This window comes from Pseudomonas faucium, from assembly GCF_021602585.1.
GTDB classification, from domain to species: domain Bacteria; phylum Pseudomonadota; class Gammaproteobacteria; order Pseudomonadales; family Pseudomonadaceae; genus Aquipseudomonas; species Aquipseudomonas faucium.
Window position 1 is genome coordinate 25,070 of record NZ_BQIP01000035.1, and the last position, 17,162, is coordinate 42,231.

A 17,162-nucleotide genomic window follows, 5' to 3' on the forward strand; every position below is an offset into this window, starting at 1 on the left:
ACTGCGTGGCAAAAGACTAGAGCAGGCGCAAGCGCCCGGAAATCGGGGCTGAAGAGAGAATGCCATCATCCGGGTGGAAGAATGCGTGTAGGGATTGCCCTACACGCTTGTCGCAACCAGAACAGTCACACCAGCTTGTGCTCCATGGCGTACTTCACCAGCTCCGCCAGCGAGTTGACCTTGAGCTTCTGCATCAGCCGCGCTTTGTGGGTGCTGATGGTCTTGCTCGACAGCGCCAGTTGCTGGGCGATGTCGTTGACGTTGGCGCCCTGGGCCAGGCGCTCGAACACCGAGAACTCGCGCTCCGACAGCAACGTATGCAGCGGGCGGGTTTCGGTCAGGCCGACTTCGAACACCATGCGGTCGGCCAGCGCCGGGTCGATGTAGCGCCCGCCGCCCGCCACCCGGCGGATCGCCGTGAGCAGCAAGGCCGGGTCGCTGTCCTTGGTGGCATAGCCGGCGGCGCCGGCCTTGAGCGCACGGGCGGCCATCTGCGCCTCGTCGTGCATGGACAACATCAGGATCGCCGGGGGGTTGTCCAGCGCGCGAATCCGCGGGATGGCCTCGAGGCCGTTGACCCCGGGCATGGAAATGTCCAGCAACACCACCTCGCACGGGGTATGGCGCAAGGTCTCCAGCAACTGCTCGCCATTGCCGGCCTCCCCGGCCACGTGCATATCCTTGGCAAGGCCGATCAATTGCTTGATGCCTTCACGGACGATGGTGTGGTCTTCGGCCACCAGCACTCGAATCACGCTTGCTCTCCTCTATCCAAGGGAATGGCCACGCTCAGGCTCGTGCCCTCGCCTGGTTCGCTGTCAAGCCGCATGCTGCCACCGAGCATCAGCACCCGCTCACGCACCCCCACCAGGCCGAACGAGGCCGGCCTGGGTTGATCGTGGCAGAACCCGCGGCCATCGTCGCTGACGGTCATGCGCAAGTAACCGCCTTCGCGCACCAGCTCGATTTCCACGCTGTGCGCCTGGGCATGGCGCATCACGTTGGTCAATGCCTCCTGCAGGATGCGGAACAGCCCGGTGGCCTTGGCATCGCTCAATGCCGGCAGGTGCTCCGGCACCTGTACCAGGCAAGGAATCTGCGTGCGGCTTTCGAAACGCCGGGCCTGCCATTCGATGGCCGAGGCGATGCCGGCGTCGAGAATTGGCGGGCGCAGTGCCGTGGCCACGTCGCGCACCAGCTGGAACAACTGGGCAATCAGGCGCTTCATGCTCGCCAGGCGCTCGTTCAGCGCCGGGTCCAGCTCGGCGAACGCCAGCTCGCACATCGACACTTCGAGCTTGAGCACCGTCAGCATCTGGCCGAGTTCATCGTGCACTTCGCGGGCGATGCGGGCTTTTTCTTCCTCGCGCACGCTCTCCAGGTGCGCCGACAGCTCGCGCAGCTGCTCCTGGGACTTGCCCAGCGCCAGCTCGGCGCGCTTGCCCTGGGTGATGTCCCAGACCACGCCGTCCCACACCACTCGGCCATTGGCCAGGTGTCGGGCACTGGCCTTGATGTCGGCCCAGCGCTGCTCGCCGTCGCGGGTCAGGATGCGCCCCTGCCATGACCAATCCTGGCCGCTGGCGATGGCCAGGTCCTGCACCTGGTGATAATCGGCGCGGTCCTGGGGGTGCACCAGGTTGCGCAGGCCCATCTGCGGGTGCTGGATCTGCGTTGGGGTGTAGCCGACCAGCGCCTCGCTGCCCTCGCTTATGTAGGGGAACTCCGGCTCACCTTCGGCAGGGGCCGGCTCCAGGCGAAACACCAGGCCCGGCACGTTGCCGGCAATGCCCTTGAGCCGCGCCTCGCTTTCACGCAGCGCCGCCAGGGCGCGGTGGCGTTCGGTCACGTCGGCGAGGTAGACCACCAGGTACTCGGCATCGCGAAAGCGCAGGAAGCTCAGCGACAACTCCACCGGCAAGGTGCTGCCATCGGCGCGCAGGCAGTGCGTCTCGAACTGCCGTGCCCCGCCCTCACCGGTGCGCGCGCCCTTCCACAACTGCAGCCAGCGGTCCATGCCAAGGTTCGGCTCGAAGTCGATCAATGGGCGTTCGAGCAGTTCGCTTTCGGCGTAGCCGAGCATGCGCTCCACCGCATGGTTGGCGTAACGCACATGGCTGTCCCAGCTGACCCAGAGAATGCCAACGGTGCTCTGGTCGATGGCGAACTGGCTCAGGCGCAGCGCTTCTTCACGCACCTGCCGCTCGGCCAGCGTTTCCCTGGCTGTCAACAGGCTGCGCTCGAGCTGGCGCTGCTGGCGGCGCTGCCATACCAGGGTGGCCAGGGCGCACAACAGCAGCAGGCCGAACAGCAAGGCCAGGTTCTGCCAGAAGCCGGCCGACTCGCTCAGGCGCGGGTATCTGGGTTGCAGCCAGCGCTGGTGCAGCTGCTCCAGCTCCTTGGCCGGCATGGCCTGCAGGCCGCGTTCGAGCACATCGGCCAGCATCGGCCAGTCACGCCGCGAGCCCACCCGCAGCAACTGCGGCAGGCCGATGTCACCCACCACCACCAGCTCGCTGAACTCGCTTTCCCGCGACAGCCGGCTGAGCTGGGCCTCATCGAGCACCGCAAGGCTCGCCTGGCCGCCGATCACCCACTGCAAGGCCTCGCGCTCAGTGGGCACGCCCTGCAGGTTGAGGTTGGGGTAGTTGCCGCGCAGGTAGTCGGCCAGCACGCTGGGCATGCGCACCGCGACACGCTGGTCGGCATCGAGCTTTTCCAGCTCCACGGCCATTGCCCCGGTGCGTGGCCCCACCACCAGTTGCGGCACGCGCATGTACGGGTCGCTGAACAGCCATTTGCGCAGGCTGGCGGGGGTCTGGGTCAGGCCTGGGGCAAAGTCGATTTCGCCGGCCTGCAGGGCGTGCTCGAGGCTGGCCTGGTCACTGAAGTTGCGCCAGGTCAGGTCCAGGTCGAGCGCCCGGGCCAGCCCGTTCACCAGTTCCACGTTGGCTCCGTAGAGCTGCTGCAGGCGGCGGTCGAACTGGGCATAGGGCGCCTGCAGCACCAGGCCCACGCGCAGGCTGCGGTGGCTGTCCAGCCATTGCTGCTGGGCAGGCTCCAGCGCGACCGCTGGCGGGGCTTGCGGCCTTGCCAAGGCGATCAAGGGCAGCAACAAGCAGCCGATAACCCACAGGCGACGCAATCGCTTCATTCACACGCTCGTCTTGGCAAGGGCGGCCCTGCAGCATGGCCGTCTCGGGCAAATACTATTAGGCTGCCGGTATTATTCTGGCCTTGGGTTGATCCATGTTGACACTTTATCGCACGACGCTGGCAATGTGCTGCCTCGCCTCGCTCCTGCCCCTCGGCGCCCTGGCCGCCGACGCCGAAAAACAACCCGCAGCCGCCGAGGCAAGCGCGGCGGCAGAGCCGCGACCGCCCCTGCTGGAACGTAGCCAGGAAGATGCGCAGGCCCTGGAGCGCCTGGTGCCCAAGGCCGAGCAAGAGACCTTGCAGGCCGGCAACGAAAGCTTCCTGGCGTTGTGGAAACCCGCCAACGACAGCGACCCGCAAGGCGCGGTGATCATCGTCCCGGGTGCCGGCGAGAACGCCGACTGGCCGAACGCGGTTGGCCCGCTGCGGCGCAAGTTCCCCGATATCGGTTGGCACAGCCTGAGCCTGAGCTTGCCCGACCTGCTTGCCGACAGCCCGCAGGCGCGGGTGGAAAGCAAGCCGGCCGCCGAGCCGCAAAAAGACAAGGGCGAGACGGCCCCGGCCAAGGACACCCCGGCCGACGCCAACGCCAACATCGCCCAGGCCACGGCGGCCGATGGCGACGCCGCGCAGGGCACCGACGCCGAACAAGCCAGCGAGCAGAACGACCAGGCCGACGCCGAACGCATCTTCGCCCGCCTCGATGCCGCCGTCGCCTATGCCCAGCAGCACAACTCACGCAGCATCGTGCTGATCGGCCATGGCAGCGGTGCGTACTGGGCCGCGCGCTATCTGAGCGAGAAACAGCCCGCGCAGGTGCAGAAACTGGTGATGATCGCGGCGCAGACCCCGGCGCGGGTCGAGCATGACCTGGAAAGCCTGGCGCCGACCCTCAAGGTACCGGCCGCCGACCTCTACTACGCCACCCGCAGCAGCGACCGCAAGGCCGCCGAGCTGCGCCTGCAGGCCAGCAAGCGGCAGAAGGACAGCCAGTACAAGCAGCTTTCGCTGATTGCCATGCCGGGCAACCTGGGTGCCGAGCAGGAGCAATTGTTCCGCCGCGTGCGCGGGTGGATGGTGCCGCAGGAATAGACCGCGCGGCGCCTATCGCCGGCAAGCCGGCTCCCACACTGACCCTGGCGGCTGTTGGATCCTGGTGGGAGCCGGCTTGCCGGCGATAGGGCCCTCACAGCCCCCGCCGCTTGCGGATCAACGCGTAGGCCTGATGCAACTCCCGGGTCCGCTCGGTGGCCTCGCGCACTTGCGCTTCGCTGGCCCCGGTCCCGGCCAGCTTGTCCGGGTGGTGCCGGCTGACCAGGCGGCGATAGGCCTGCTTGACCCGGTCGCCATCGGTATCCGCCTCGACCGCCAGCAGCCGCAGCGCCGCGGCATAGGTCATGACGCCAGAGGCCACCGGGGCCTTGCGCGGCTCGTATTCCAGCGACATGGCCTGCACCTGACGCCGGCTCAGCCCCAGTTTCTGCCCCCACTCCAGCAGCAGCTCGCGCTCATGCTGGCCAGCCTTGCCATCGGCCCAGGCCATGCGCCAGCACGCGCGCAAGGTGCCTTCGGCGGCATGCGGCTGCAGACGGATACGCCGCAAGTGCGCGCCCAGCCGGTCCTTGCCGGCCTTGCCGCGGTTGAATGCAGCAATCGCTCGCAGGCGCTGCGCCTCGGCCATGTCCAGGCGCACCATTTCCTGGCGGGCCTGCTGGATATGCTGCTCGGCGACCCGCCCATCGCTCTTGGCCAGGCGCCCGAGCAGCACGAACAACAACTCCTCGTCACGCAGGGCCGAGCGCCCGCCCAGGCGCTCGCGCATGTCTGCCCAGCCCTGCACGCGCAGGCGCCGGTCCATGGCCTGGCCCAGCAATGCGCCGAGCAATGCACCGGGAATGCTGGCGACGGCAAAACCCGCACCCAGCCCGATCACCGTGCCTGGCCACCACATCTCAGGCGCGCTCGCCGATCAGGCGCTCGGCCTCGGCCAGGCGCTCCAGGGTGCCGACATCGACCCAGTGGCCGCGGTAATGCTCGCCGCTCACCTGGCCGGCCTGCATCGCCTGGCGCAATAGCGGCGCCAGCTTGAACGCACCTGGCCGGCAGCCTTCGAACAAGCCCGGATGCAGCACCGACAGGCCGCTGAAGGTCAGGGTGCCGGGCGCATCGTCGCCGTCCACCACCCGCTCGCCCTGCAGGCGGAAATCGCCGCGGCCGTGATGGCCGGGGTTATCCACCAGCACCAGATGCGCCAGGCCCTGCAACGGCGCCTTCAGGCGGGTGAAGTCGTAATCGGTCCAGACATCGCCATTGACCAGCAGGAACGGCGCCTCGCCCAGCAGCGGCAGCGCCTTGAAGATCCCGCCCCCGGTTTCCAGGGGTTCGCCCTCTGGCGAATAGCGGATGCCCAGGCCGAAACGGCTACCATCGCCCAGGTGGTCTTCGATCTGCTGGCCAAGCCAGGCGTGGTTGATCACAACCTCAGTCACCCCGGCCGCCGCCAGGGCGCGCAGGTGGTACTCGATCAACGGCTGGCCGGCGACCGGCACCAGCGGTTTGGGGGTATGCAGCGTGAGCGGGCGCATGCGCTCGCCCTTGCCTGCCGCCAGGATCATCGCTTTCATGCACGCGCTCCGGCCTTGAGTTCGGCGATCAGCTGGCCCAGCTCCGCAAGCTCGGGACGGCGGCTGATCACTTCATCTATATAGGCGAAGAAACGCGGCACGTCGGCCAGGTAGCGCGGCTTGCCATCGCGGTGGCAGATGCGGGCGAAGATGCCGATCACTTTCAGGTGGCGCTGCAGGCCCATCAGGTCGCTGGCGCGCTGGAAGTCCTCGAATTCAGGCTGCACCGGGATGCCGGCGGCCAGCGCCTGGCCCCAGTAGTTGCGCAGCCAGCCTTCGACGCGGGCCTGGGGCCAGCTGAGGAAGGCGTCCTTGAACAGGCAGGTGATGTCGTAGGTGACAGGGCCGTAGACCGCGTCCTGGAAGTCCAGCACGCCGGGGTTGGGGCTGCTCTGCATCAGGTTGCGCGGCATGTAGTCGCGGTGAACCAGCACCTTGGGCTGGGCCAGGGCGCTGTCGATCAGCAGCTGGCTGACGCGTTGCCAGGTGGCTTTCTGCGCGTCGTCGAGGGCCTTGCCAAGCTCGCGGCCAACGTACCACTCAGGGAACAGCTCGACCTCGCGACGCAGAAGTGCGTCATCGTAGCTGGGCAGCGCAGCGTCCATCGGCAGGCGCTGGAACGCCAGCAGCGCGGCGATGGCGTCGGCGAACAAGGCGTCGGCGTTGTCGGCATCGATGATGTCGAGGTAGGTCTGGTGCCCTAGGTCGCCCAGCAGCAGGAAGCCGCGCTCCAGGTCCTGCGCATGGATTTGTGGCACATGCACGCCGGCGCTCGCCAGCAGGTGGTCGATGGCGACGAATGGTCGGCAATTTTCCTGGGGCGGTGGGGCATCCATGATCACGAAGCTGCGCCCAGCGCCCTGCCAGCGGAAGTAGCGGCGGAAGCTCGCATCGCTGCTGGCGGCGGTCAGGCTGCCCTCAGGCACCTCGCCCCAGGCGTTGTTGCGGAAAAGCTGATCGAGCTGCTCATCGAGCCATACAGTCAGTTGTTGCAGGCGTACATCGTGTTCAGGCATTACAAGGGTCTCCGACGGCCCTAGCCGTCAAGCGGGTCATGCTTTATTATCCAGCATCTTTTTCAGACCATCGAGAGGCGTGCGGCCCCACACGCGGGCAGATGGCACGCAGGAAGCCCGGACTAATAAGATGGCATTGAAATCCCCCGCGTTTCGTAGAAAGTTTCCGTTGCTGGTGACCGGCGGTCTGCTGGCCATGCAACCTCTGGCCACCCCCTATGCGGTGGCTGCCGAGCAGTTCGACTGCCAAGTGTCCGCCTCCGGTGGTTGGGACTGCAAGCCCAAGTCCCCAGTCAATAACCTGCCTCCGCGCCCCGTGCACGAAGGTGCCGCGCTCACGTCCGGCACCGAAGCCCCGTCGGCTGAAGCCGAAAGCGGCGAAAAACCGATGCTGGTCACCGAGAGCAAGGGCCGTGGCCTGAAGTCGCGCAGCGAAGACTACAGCCACCTGGACTGGGTCCCGCGTGAAAAGCTCACTGCCGCGCAGCTGGCCGAAACCGGCCCGTACTGCGGTGGCGCGTATGTCGAGCCTATCCGCCCTGGCATGGCCGACACCACGCCGAAGGACGAATCGCCGACCTACATCAATGCCAAGGTGTCCAGGTACCAGCAGGAGCAGCAGATCGCTACCCTCGCCGGTGACGTGGTCATGCGCCAGGGCAGCATGCAGGTCGAGGCCGACGAGGCCAACCTCTACCAGACCGAGAACCGCGGCGAGCTCAAGGGCAACGTCAAGATCCGCGACAACGGCTCGCTGGTGGTCGGCGACGAGGCGCAGATTCAGCTCGACACGGGCGAAGCCCAGGTCGACAACGCCGAATACGTGATGCACAAGTCGCACATCCGCGGCAACGCCCTGTACGCCAAGCGTGGCGAAAACGCCATCATCCGCCTCAAGGACGGTACGTACACCACTTGCGAGCCGGGCAGCAACGCCTGGCAGCTGAAGGGCAACAACATCACCCTGAACCCGGCCACCGGCTTCGGTACCGCGACCAACGTCACCCTGCGGGTCAAGGATTTCCCGGTGTTCTACACACCGTACATCTACTTCCCGATCGATGACCGTCGCCAGTCCGGCTTCCTGCCGCCGTCGTTCAGCAGCACCAGCGACACCGGCTTCATGCTGGTCACCCCGTACTACTTCAACCTGGCGCCAAACTATGACGCCACGTTGTACCCGCGCTACATGACCAAGCGTGGCTTGTTGATGGAAGGCGAATTCCGCTACCTGACCAAGTCCAGCGAAGGCCAGTTCGGCGGCGCGTACCTGAACGACAAGAACGACGATCGCAAGGACCAGACTGACTACAAAGATCAGCGCTGGATGATCAACTGGCAGCACAAGGGTGGCCTGGACGAGCGCCTGATGACTGAAGTCGACTACACCGACATCAGCGATCCGTTCTACTTCCAGGACCTTGAAACCGACCAGATCGGCGTGAAGAGCCAGGACGTGGTCAACCAGCAGGGTGCGCTGACCTGGCGGGGTGATAGCTACACCGCTCGCCTGAACATGCACGCCTACGAAATGGCGACCATTTCGCAGATCACCCCATACGACCGCCTGCCACAGATCACCCTTAACGGCGTGCTTCCATTCCAACCGGGTGGCTTGAACTTCGCCTATGAAACCGAGGCTGTGCGCTTCGACAGGGACTTGAAAAAGGGCCCTGTGTTCAACGAAGACGGTGAACTGGACACGACCGCAGGGCCGAACGGGCGACGCCTTGATGAAAACATCTCCGGCATTGCTCGGGCCAACGGCAACCGTTTGAACGTAGCGCCTTCCATGAGCTTGCCAATGCAAGCCAGCTATGGCTTCGTTACGCCGAAACTGAAGTACGCCTACACCCATTACGATCTGGACCTGGACGGCCAAGGCAAGGCTCAAGCTATCGCCCAATCGGCCAATCCGGCGTACGGCAGCTACAACAGCTCTCTGGACCGCGACATCCCGATCTTCAGCGTCGACAGCGGCTTGTACTTCGACCGCAACACTTCGATGTTCGGCACCAATTACCGCCAGACCCTCGAACCGCGCCTGTTCTACCTCTACGTCCCCTACAAGGACCAGAAGGACATTCCACTGTTCGACAGCGGTGAAACGCTGTTCAACTTCGACTCGCTGTTCCGCGACAACCGCTTCAGCGGTGTCGATCGCATCGGTGACGAGAACAAGCTGTCGCTTGGTGTGACCACCCGCTACATCGAAGACAACGGCTTCGAGCGTCAGAACTTCAGCATTGGCCAGGCGTACTACTTCAAGGACCGCAAGGTCCAGCTGCCGGGCATCGACTACCGTACCCGCAAGGACTCGCAGTCCGACGTATCGCCATACGCACTGCTGTACAACTACTACTTCAACCGCGACTGGCGCTTCAATTCGGACTTCAACTGGGACCCGGACAGCCGCAGCACCCGCTCGGGCAGCGCGATGTTCCACTACCAGCCTGAAGACAACCCGAACAAGATCGTCAACGTCGGCTATCGCTACCGTAACGACACCATCGCCTACGACTCCACCACCGGTACCTGGAAGGTGGGCGGCGGCGACTATGGCACGCCGGGCAGCCCGAACTACATCAAGGACTACTACAAGATCCAGCAGCACGACTTCTCGGTCATCTGGCCGGTCGTACCGCAATGGAACGTCATCGCCCGCTGGCAGCACGACTACAACCGCAACCGCACCCTGGAAGCCATGGGCGGTTTCGAATACGACAACTGCTGCTGGAAACTGCGCCTGATCAACCGTTACTGGATCGATTACGACGACTTCAGCCAGGCCACTCCGCAGAACGAAAAAGGCGACCATGGCATCTTCCTGCAGATCGTGCTGAAAGGCCTCGGTGGCGTGGTAGGCAACAAGGTCGAATCTTTCCTCGACCAAGGCATTCAAGGTTACCGTACACGTGAAGACCAAGCTTATTGATCGTCTGCGCCCCGCGTTGCTGGGCGCTGTATTGCTGAGCGGCGTGGCGCATGCCGCACCGCAACCTTTGGACCGTGTGGTGGCCATCGTCGACAACGACGTGGTCATGCAGAGCCAACTGGACCAGCGCGTCCACGAGGTACAGCAAACCATCGCCAAGCGCGGCGGCGGCGTACCGCCGACCAGCGCGCTGGAACAGCAGGTACTGGAACGCCTGATCGTCGAGAACCTGCAACTGCAGATTGGCGAACGCTCCGGCATTCGCATTACCGACGAAGAGCTGAACCAGGCCATCGGCACCATTGCCCAGCGCAACGGCATGTCGCTGGAGCAGTTCCGTGCTGCCCTGGCCCATGACGGCCTGTCGTTCGATGACGCCCGCGAGCAGGTCAAGCGCGAGATGATCATCAGCCGCGTGCGCCAGCGCCGTGTGGCCGAGCGCATCCAGGTATCCGAGCAGGAAGTGAAGAACTTCCTCAACTCGGACCTGGGCAAGATGCAGATGTCGGAAGAGTACCGCTTGGCCAACATCCTGATTCCTACCCCGGAAGCGGCCAATTCGGACGCCATCCAGGCTGCGGCGCGCCAGGTCGGCGATGTCTACCAGCAGCTCAAGCAGGGCAAGGACTTCGGCCAGATGGCCATCGAACGCTCTGCCAGCGAAAACGCCCTGGAAGGCGGCGAGATGGGTTGGCGTAAAGCCGGCCAGCTGCCACCAGACTTCGCCAAGATGCTCAGCAGCATGGCCGTGGGCGACATCACCCAGCCCATCCGCATCCCCAACGGCTTCATCATCCTCAAGCTCGAGGAGAAGCGCGGTGGCAGCGAGAACGTGCTGCGCGATGAAGTGCATGTGCGCCACATCCTGATCAAGCCAAGCGAGATTCGCAGCGATGCCGCCACCGAGCAGCTCGCCGAGCGCCTGTATGACCGGATCAAGAACGGCGAAGACTTCGGCGAGCTGGCCAAGAGCTTCTCGGAAGACCCAGGTTCTGCCCTGAACGGCGGCGACCTCAACTGGGTCGACCCGAACAGCCTGGTGCCTGAGTTCCGCGAGCAGATGGCCAACGCCCAGCAAGGTGAAGTGACCAAGCCGTTCAGAACCCAGTACGGCTGGCACGTGCTGGAAGTGCTGGGCCGCCGCGCCACCGACAGCACCGAGCAGGCCCGCGAGCAACAGGCCCTGAACGTGCTGCGCAACCGCAAGTACGACGAAGAGCTGCAGACCTGGCTGCGCCAGATCCGCGACGAAGCCTACGTTGAAATCAAGCTGCCTGGCGCTGACCAGGCCGCACAGTGAAGCCCCTGCGCTTCGCCGTCACCCCCGGCGAACCAGCCGGCATAGGCCCCGACCTCTGCCTGCTGCTCGCCGCCGACGCCCAGCCTCACCCCCTGATTGCCATCACCAGCCGTGACCTGCTCGCCGAGCGGGCCACGCAGCTGGGGCTGGCCGTCAACCTGCTGGCGGTGCAACCGGGCCAGTGGCCAGAGCAGCCGGCACCGGCCGGCAGCCTGTATGTGTGGGACACCCCGCTGGCAGCGCCCGTAGTGGCCGGCCAGCTGAACCAGGCCAATGCCGCGTTCGTCCTGCAAACCCTGACCCGTGCCGGGCAAGGCTGCATGAGCGGTGATTTCGCCGGCATGATCACCGCCCCGGTGCACAAGGGTGTGATCAACGAAAGCGGCATCGCCTTCTCCGGCCATACCGAATTTCTCGCCGACCTGACCCACACCGCCCAGGTGGTGATGATGCTGGCGACCCATGGCCTGCGCGTAGCCCTTGTGACCACGCACCTGCCGCTGCGGGATATCGCCGACGCCATCACCCCCGAGCGCGTGGAGCGCGTGACGCGCATCCTGCATGCCGACATGCGCGACAAATTCGGCATCGCCAACCCACGTATCCTGGTCTGCGGGCTCAACCCGCATGCCGGTGAAGGCGGCCATCTGGGCCGCGAAGAAATCGACATCATCGAGCCGACACTGGCCCGTCTGCGCCAGGAAGGCATGGACCTGCGCGGCCCGCTGCCGGCCGATACCCTGTTTACCCCCAAATATCTGGAGCACTGCGACGCGGTGCTGGCGATGTACCACGACCAGGGCCTGCCCGTACTCAAGTACAAAGGTTTTGGCGCGGCCGTCAACGTGACCCTGGGCCTGCCGATCATCCGCACGTCGGTCGATCACGGCACCGCCCTGGACCTGGCCGGCAGCGGCAAGGTCGACACCGGCAGCCTGCGCGTCGCCCTGGAAACCGCCTACCAGATGGCCGAGAACCGACCATGAACGAGCAATACCAACACCGGGCGCGCAAGCGCTTCGGCCAGAACTTCCTGCATGACGCGGGCATCATCGACCGCATCCTGCGCGCGATCAACGCCAAGGCCGGCGAACACCTGCTGGAAATCGGCCCGGGCCAGGGCGCCCTCACCGAGGGCCTGCTGGGCAGCGGCGCACAGCTGGACGTGGTGGAACTGGACAAGGACCTGGTGCCGATCCTCCAGCACAAGTTCGCAGGCCGCGACAACTTCCGCCTGCACCAGGGCGACGCCCTGAAGTTCGACTTCAACCAGCTGGGCGTTCCCGCGCGCAGCCTGAAAGTGGTCGGCAACCTGCCGTACAACATCTCCACCCCGCTGATCTTCCACCTGCTCAGCCATGCCGGCCTGATCCGTGACATGCACTTCATGCTGCAGAAGGAAGTGGTCGAGCGCATGGCTGCAGGCCCAGGCGGTGGTGATTGGGGCCGCCTGTCGATCATGGTGCAGTACCACTGCCGGGTCGAACACCTGTTCAACGTCGGCCCCGGAGCGTTCAACCCGCCACCGAAGGTGGATTCTGCGATCGTGCGCCTGGTGCCGCATGAAGTGCTGCCATACCCGGCCAAGGATCATCTGCTGCTGGAACGCGTGGTTCGCGAAGCCTTCAACCAGCGTCGCAAGACCTTGCGCAACACGCTGAAAGGCCTGCTCGACAGCCAGGCCATCGAAGCTGCCGGCGTCGACGGCAGCCTGCGCCCTGAGCAGCTGGACCTGGCCGCTTTCGTGCGCCTGGCCGACCAGCTCGCCGATCAGCAAGCCTGATCCAGCCCTTGCCAACCCCATCGCCGGCATGCCGGCGATGGGGCCTCAACTGGCACTCCCCTGTCTCCCCACGCACTGGCCCTCCCCCCCGCCAATAGCCTAGACTGCATGAATCGCCGTATTCGCGTGTTTGCTCAAGGCCCTTGCATGTCCGACCCCCGCTATCAGATCGACGTCAGCGTCGTGACCCGCTACCTCAAAGAACAATCCGACCCCGAAAGCAGTCGTTTCGCCTTCGCCTATACCATTACCGTGCAGAACAACGGCTCGGTCACCGCCAAGCTGATGTCCCGCCACTGGCTGATCACCAATGGCGACGGTGAAGTCGAAGAGGTGCGTGGCGCCGGTGTGATTGGTCAGCAACCGACCATCGAGCCGGGGCAAAGCCACACCTACAGCAGCGGTGCGGTGATCAGCACCCGCGTGGGCACCATGCAGGGCAGCTATCAGATGTTCGCCGAAGACGGCAAACGCTTCGATGCCGAGATCATGCCCTTCCGCCTCGCGGTCCCGGGGGCCCTGCACTGATGGCCACCTACGCCGTCGGTGACCTGCAGGGTTGCCTGCAGCCGCTCAAGTGCCTGCTCGAACGTGTGCGTTTCAACCCGGCAGTCGATCGCCTGTGGCTGGTGGGCGACCTGGTCAACCGCGGCCCCGAATCGCTGGAAACCCTGCGTTACCTGTACTCGATTCGCCAGTCGCTGGTCTGCGTGCTGGGCAACCACGACCTGCACCTGCTGGCGGCCTGGCACAACGTCGAGCGCCTGAAAAAAAGCGACACGCTGCGCGAAATCATCGAAGCACCCGATGCCGACCTGCTGCTCGACTGGCTGCGCCGCCAGCCACTGCTGCACTACGACGAGCCACGCGGTATCGCCCTGGTGCATGCCGGCATTCCGCCGCAGTGGACACTCGGCAAGGCGCTGGAGCTGGCTGCAGAAGTCGAAGAGGCGCTACGCGATGACGGGCGCCTGAAGCTGTACCTGGACGGCATGTACGGCAACGAGCCGCACAAGTGGAGCAAGAACCTCAGCGGCATCGAACGCCTGCGGGTCATCACCAACTACCTGACCCGCATGCGCTTCTGCACCGCCGACGGCAAGCTCGACCTCAAGAGCAAGGAAGGCCTGGGCACCGCGCCCAAAGGCTACAAGCCGTGGTTTGCCCACAAGGACCGCCGCTCGCGCCACGTGAAGATCATCTTCGGCCACTGGGCCGCGCTCGAAGGCCGCGTCGACGAGCCTGGCGTGATCGCCCTGGACACCGGCTGCGTGTGGGGCGGGGCGATGACCCTGTACAACGTCGACAGCGGTGAATACCACCGCTGCGAGTGTGCCGACGACGGCAACCTGCGCCAGCCTCCACAACCCGATAAACTCAACGTCCACCCCTGAAGGAAGCCGTACCCATGAGCGAATTCAAGCGCATCCCTCCCGAGCAGGCCCTGGCCCTGCGCGCGCAAGGTGCGGTCGTCGTCGACATTCGCGACCCGCAAGCCTATGCCGCCGGCCACATCACCGGCGCCCGGCACCTGGACAACCACTCGGTCGCCGACTTCATCCGCAATGCCGACCTGGACGCGCCAACGCTGGTGGTCTGCTACCACGGCAACTCCAGCCAGAGCGCCGCCGCCTACCTGGTCGGCCAAGGCTTTTCGGACGTGTACAGCGTCGATGGCGGCTTCGAGCTGTGGCGCGCCACCTACCCGGCCGAAACCGCCCAAGGCACGCCCGAGTAATTTTTTCATTTTTACTGCAGCCCGCGCCCCACGCGGGCTTGCGCCTGACCTGACGAACGGTCACTGGCAACTTCCTCGCCGCTTCCCCTTGACCTTGCGGATAACCAACTATTCTTAAGCGCAGGCCATCCAAAAAAAGGGGAGAGCCGGTACACCGGCGTGCGGGTCATCGGTAGCGTTACAGGGTGTTCTGGGGGGTATACAGCAATCGGCGAACCCGGTTGCATGCCAGCATCAGCTGACTGATCCGGCGTCGTCTCCACGTATCGAGCGAGGTGACGTCATGAGTATTTTTAGCCACTTCCAACAACGTTTCGAGTCTACGCGCCAGGAAGAACTCTCGCTGCAGGAGTACCTCGAGCTGTGCAAAGAGGATCGCAGTGCCTACGCATCGGCAGCTGAACGGCTGTTGCTGGCCATCGGTGAGCCGGAACTGATCGACACCTCAACCAACTCCAGGCTGTCGCGCATCTTCTCCAACAAGGTGATCCGCCGCTACCCGGCCTTTGCCGACTTCCATGGCATGGAAGAGTGCATCGACCAGATCGTCTCCTACTTCCGCCACGCCGCCCAAGGCCTGGAAGAGAAGAAACAGATCCTCTATCTGCTGGGCCCGGTAGGCGGCGGTAAGTCGTCGCTGGCCGAGAAACTCAAGCAGCTGATGGAAAAGGTCCCCTTCTACGCGATCAAGGACTCACCGGTCTTCGAGTCGCCGCTGGGCCTGTTCAATGCCACCGAAGATGGCGCCATTCTCGAAGAGGAGTACGGCATCTCGCGGCGCTACCTGAACACCATCATGTCGCCGTGGGCCACCAAGCGCCTGCAGGAATACGGCGGCGACATCAGCAAGTTCCGGGTGGTCAAGCTGTACCCGTCGATCCTCAACCAGATCGCCATTGCCAAGACCGAACCTGGCGACGAGAACAACCAGGACATCTCCGCCCTGGTCGGCAAGGTGGATATCCGCAAGCTCGAGGAATTCCCGCAGAACGACGCCGACGCCTACAGCTACTCGGGTGCGCTGTGCCGGGCCAACCAGGGCCTGATGGAATTCGTCGAGATGTTCAAGGCGCCGATCAAGGTCCTGCACCCACTGCTCACCGCCACCCAGGAAGGCAACTACAACAGTACCGAAGGCCTCGGCGCGATCCCCTACTCCGGGATCCTGCTGGCCCACTCCAACGAATCGGAGTGGCACACCTTCCGCAACAACAAGAACAACGAGGCGTTCATCGACCGGATCTACATCGTCAAGGTGCCGTACTGCCTGCGCGTCAGCGACGAGATCAAGATCTACGACAAACTGCTGGTCAACAGCTCCCTGGCCAAGGCCCATTGCGCGCCGGACACGCTGAAGATGCTCGCCCAGTTCACCGTGCTCTCGCGCCTCAAGGAGCCGGAAAACTCCAACATCTACTCGAAGATGCGCGTGTATGACGGCGAAAACCTCAAGGACACCGACCCGAAAGCCAAGTCGATCCAGGAGTACCGCGATTCCGCAGGTGTCGACGAAGGCATGAACGGCCTATCGACCCGCTTCGCCTTCAAGATCCTCTCCAAGGTGTTCAACTTCGACCCGCACGAGGTGGCCGCCAACCCGGTGCACCTGCTGTACGTGCTGGAACAGCAGATCGAACAGGAACAGTTCCCGGCAGAAGTGCGCGAGCGCTACCTGCGCTACCTGAAGGAGTACCTGGCACCGCGCTATATCGAGTTCATCGGCAAGGAAATCCAGACCGCCTACCTCGAGTCGTACAGCGAGTACGGCCAGAACATCTTCGACCGCTATGTGCTGTACGCCGACTTCTGGATCCAGGACCAGGAATACCGCGATCCGGAAACCGGCGAAATCCTCAACCGCATCGCCCTCAACGAAGAACTGGAAAAGATCGAGAAACCGGCCGGCATCAGCAATCCGAAGGATTTCCGCAACGAGATCGTCAACTTCGTGCTGCGCGCCCGCGCCAACAACAACGGCAAGAACCCGAGCTGGCTGAGCTACGAGAAGCTGCGTGTGGTGATCGAGAAGAAAATGTTCTCCAACACCGAAGACCTGCTGCCGGTCATCAGCTTCAACGCCAAGGCCAGCAAGGAAGACCAACAGAAACACAACGACTTCGTCACGCGCATGGTGGAGCGTGGCTACACCGACAAACAGGTGCGCCTGCTGTCGGAATGGTACCTGCGGGTCAGGAAATCGCAATAAAGCGGCAAGCTACACGCCGTTCGCTCGCAGCTGGCCAACCAGCTTCGGGCGGCGGTGGCTGCTTTGCTGGCTAGTACGTGCAGCAGCTCGTAGCTTGAAGCGTGCAGCTGTTCCCAGCTACCGGAGGGACCATGAGCTACGTTATCGACCGACGCCTGAACGGCAAGAACAAGAGCACGGTCAACCGCCAGCGTTTCTTGCGGCGTTACCGTGAACACATCAAGAAAGCCGTCGAAGAGGCGGTGAGCCGACGCTCCATCATGGACATGGAGCATGGCGAACAGATCAGCATTCCCGGGCGGGACATCGATGAACCGGTGCTGCACCATGGCCGTGGCGGCAAGCAGACCATCGTGCACCCAGGCAACAAGGAATTCACCGCCGGCGAGCATATCGCCCGGCCC

15 protein-coding genes are annotated in these 17,162 nt (G+C 64.3%); 10 read left to right on the top strand and 5 right to left on the bottom strand.

Annotation, left to right across the window (positions count from 1 at the left end; translation table 11 throughout):
- Positions 1-125: 125 nt before the first annotated feature.
- Entirely contained in the window at positions 126-755 is a 630-nt protein-coding gene (locus L6D75_RS25690) for a response regulator (RefSeq protein ID WP_176516028.1), read from the bottom strand.
- Positions 752-3,154: a PAS domain-containing sensor histidine kinase gene (locus L6D75_RS25695; protein WP_176516030.1), complete on the bottom strand. Its 2,403-nt coding sequence runs from the start codon at positions 3,152-3,154 to the stop codon at positions 752-754. Before L6D75_RS25695 ends, L6D75_RS25690 begins: the two co-directional genes overlap by 4 nt.
- A 95-nt stretch (positions 3,155-3,249) precedes the next feature.
- Here L6D75_RS25695 and L6D75_RS25700 point away from each other — a divergent pair, with 95 nt between their 5' ends.
- Positions 3,250-4,248, top strand: coding sequence for an alpha/beta hydrolase family protein (locus tag L6D75_RS25700; protein WP_176516032.1), 999 nt, complete (start codon positions 3,250-3,252; stop codon positions 4,246-4,248).
- A 94-nt stretch (positions 4,249-4,342) separates the two neighbouring features.
- Here L6D75_RS25700 and L6D75_RS25705 read toward each other — a convergent pair whose 3' ends face one another.
- From L6D75_RS25705 to L6D75_RS25715, 3 genes are read right to left on the bottom strand one after another with little or no spacing between them, the layout of a single operon-like run.
- Positions 4,343-5,107 (bottom strand): TerB family tellurite resistance protein, encoded by a 765-nt coding sequence (locus L6D75_RS25705; protein WP_176516034.1) that lies wholly within the window; start codon positions 5,105-5,107, stop codon positions 4,343-4,345.
- 1 nt (position 5,108) lies between these two features.
- Positions 5,109-5,780, bottom strand: a complete 672-nt coding sequence (murU, locus tag L6D75_RS25710; protein WP_176516036.1) for an N-acetylmuramate alpha-1-phosphate uridylyltransferase MurU — start codon at positions 5,778-5,780, stop codon at positions 5,109-5,111.
- A complete protein-coding gene (locus tag L6D75_RS25715; RefSeq protein ID WP_176516038.1) occupies positions 5,777-6,796 on the bottom strand; it encodes an aminoglycoside phosphotransferase family protein in 1,020 nt (339 codons plus the stop codon). Before L6D75_RS25715 ends, murU begins: the two co-directional genes overlap by 4 nt.
- Before the next feature lie 130 nt (positions 6,797-6,926).
- On the opposite strand from L6D75_RS25715, the gene L6D75_RS25720 reads away from it, so the two are divergent.
- From L6D75_RS25720 to L6D75_RS25760, 9 genes are all read left to right on the top strand, one after another.
- Positions 6,927-9,731 carry an LPS-assembly protein LptD gene (locus tag L6D75_RS25720; RefSeq protein ID WP_176516040.1) on the top strand — a complete coding sequence of 935 codons (2,805 nt, stop codon included), beginning with the start codon at positions 6,927-6,929 and terminating at the stop codon, positions 9,729-9,731.
- The gene (gene surA, locus L6D75_RS25725) at positions 9,712-11,031 is read left to right on the top strand and encodes a peptidylprolyl isomerase SurA (RefSeq protein WP_176516042.1); all 1,320 of its coding nucleotides are present in this window, start codon (positions 9,712-9,714) and stop codon (positions 11,029-11,031) included. Before L6D75_RS25720 ends, surA begins: the two co-directional genes overlap by 20 nt.
- A complete protein-coding gene (gene pdxA, locus L6D75_RS25730) occupies positions 11,028-12,017 on the top strand; it encodes a 4-hydroxythreonine-4-phosphate dehydrogenase PdxA (protein WP_176516044.1) in 990 nt (329 codons plus the stop codon). The genes surA and pdxA overlap by 4 nt, the downstream gene beginning before the upstream one ends.
- Positions 12,014-12,814, top strand: a complete 801-nt coding sequence (gene rsmA / locus L6D75_RS25735) for a 16S rRNA (adenine(1518)-N(6)/adenine(1519)-N(6))-dimethyltransferase RsmA (RefSeq protein WP_176516047.1) — start codon at positions 12,014-12,016, stop codon at positions 12,812-12,814. The genes pdxA and rsmA overlap by 4 nt, the downstream gene beginning before the upstream one ends.
- A 147-nt stretch (positions 12,815-12,961) precedes the next feature.
- The gene (apaG, locus tag L6D75_RS25740; RefSeq protein ID WP_176513944.1) at positions 12,962-13,342 is read left to right on the top strand and encodes a Co2+/Mg2+ efflux protein ApaG; all 381 of its coding nucleotides are present in this window, start codon (positions 12,962-12,964) and stop codon (positions 13,340-13,342) included.
- The gene (locus L6D75_RS25745; protein WP_176513942.1) at positions 13,342-14,208 is read left to right on the top strand and encodes a symmetrical bis(5'-nucleosyl)-tetraphosphatase; all 867 of its coding nucleotides are present in this window, start codon (positions 13,342-13,344) and stop codon (positions 14,206-14,208) included. The genes apaG and L6D75_RS25745 overlap by 1 nt, the downstream gene beginning before the upstream one ends.
- A 14-nt stretch (positions 14,209-14,222) precedes the next feature.
- Positions 14,223-14,552 (top strand): thiosulfate sulfurtransferase GlpE, encoded by a 330-nt coding sequence (gene glpE / locus L6D75_RS25750; RefSeq protein ID WP_176513940.1) that lies wholly within the window; start codon positions 14,223-14,225, stop codon positions 14,550-14,552.
- Positions 14,553-14,835: 283 nt separating this feature from the next.
- Positions 14,836-16,758, top strand: a complete 1,923-nt coding sequence (locus L6D75_RS25755; RefSeq protein ID WP_176513938.1) for a PrkA family serine protein kinase — start codon at positions 14,836-14,838, stop codon at positions 16,756-16,758.
- A 131-nt stretch (positions 16,759-16,889) separates the two neighbouring features.
- Positions 16,890-17,162 (top strand): DUF444 family protein (locus tag L6D75_RS25760; protein ID WP_176513937.1); only part of this gene is annotated, 273 nt, incomplete at its 3' end.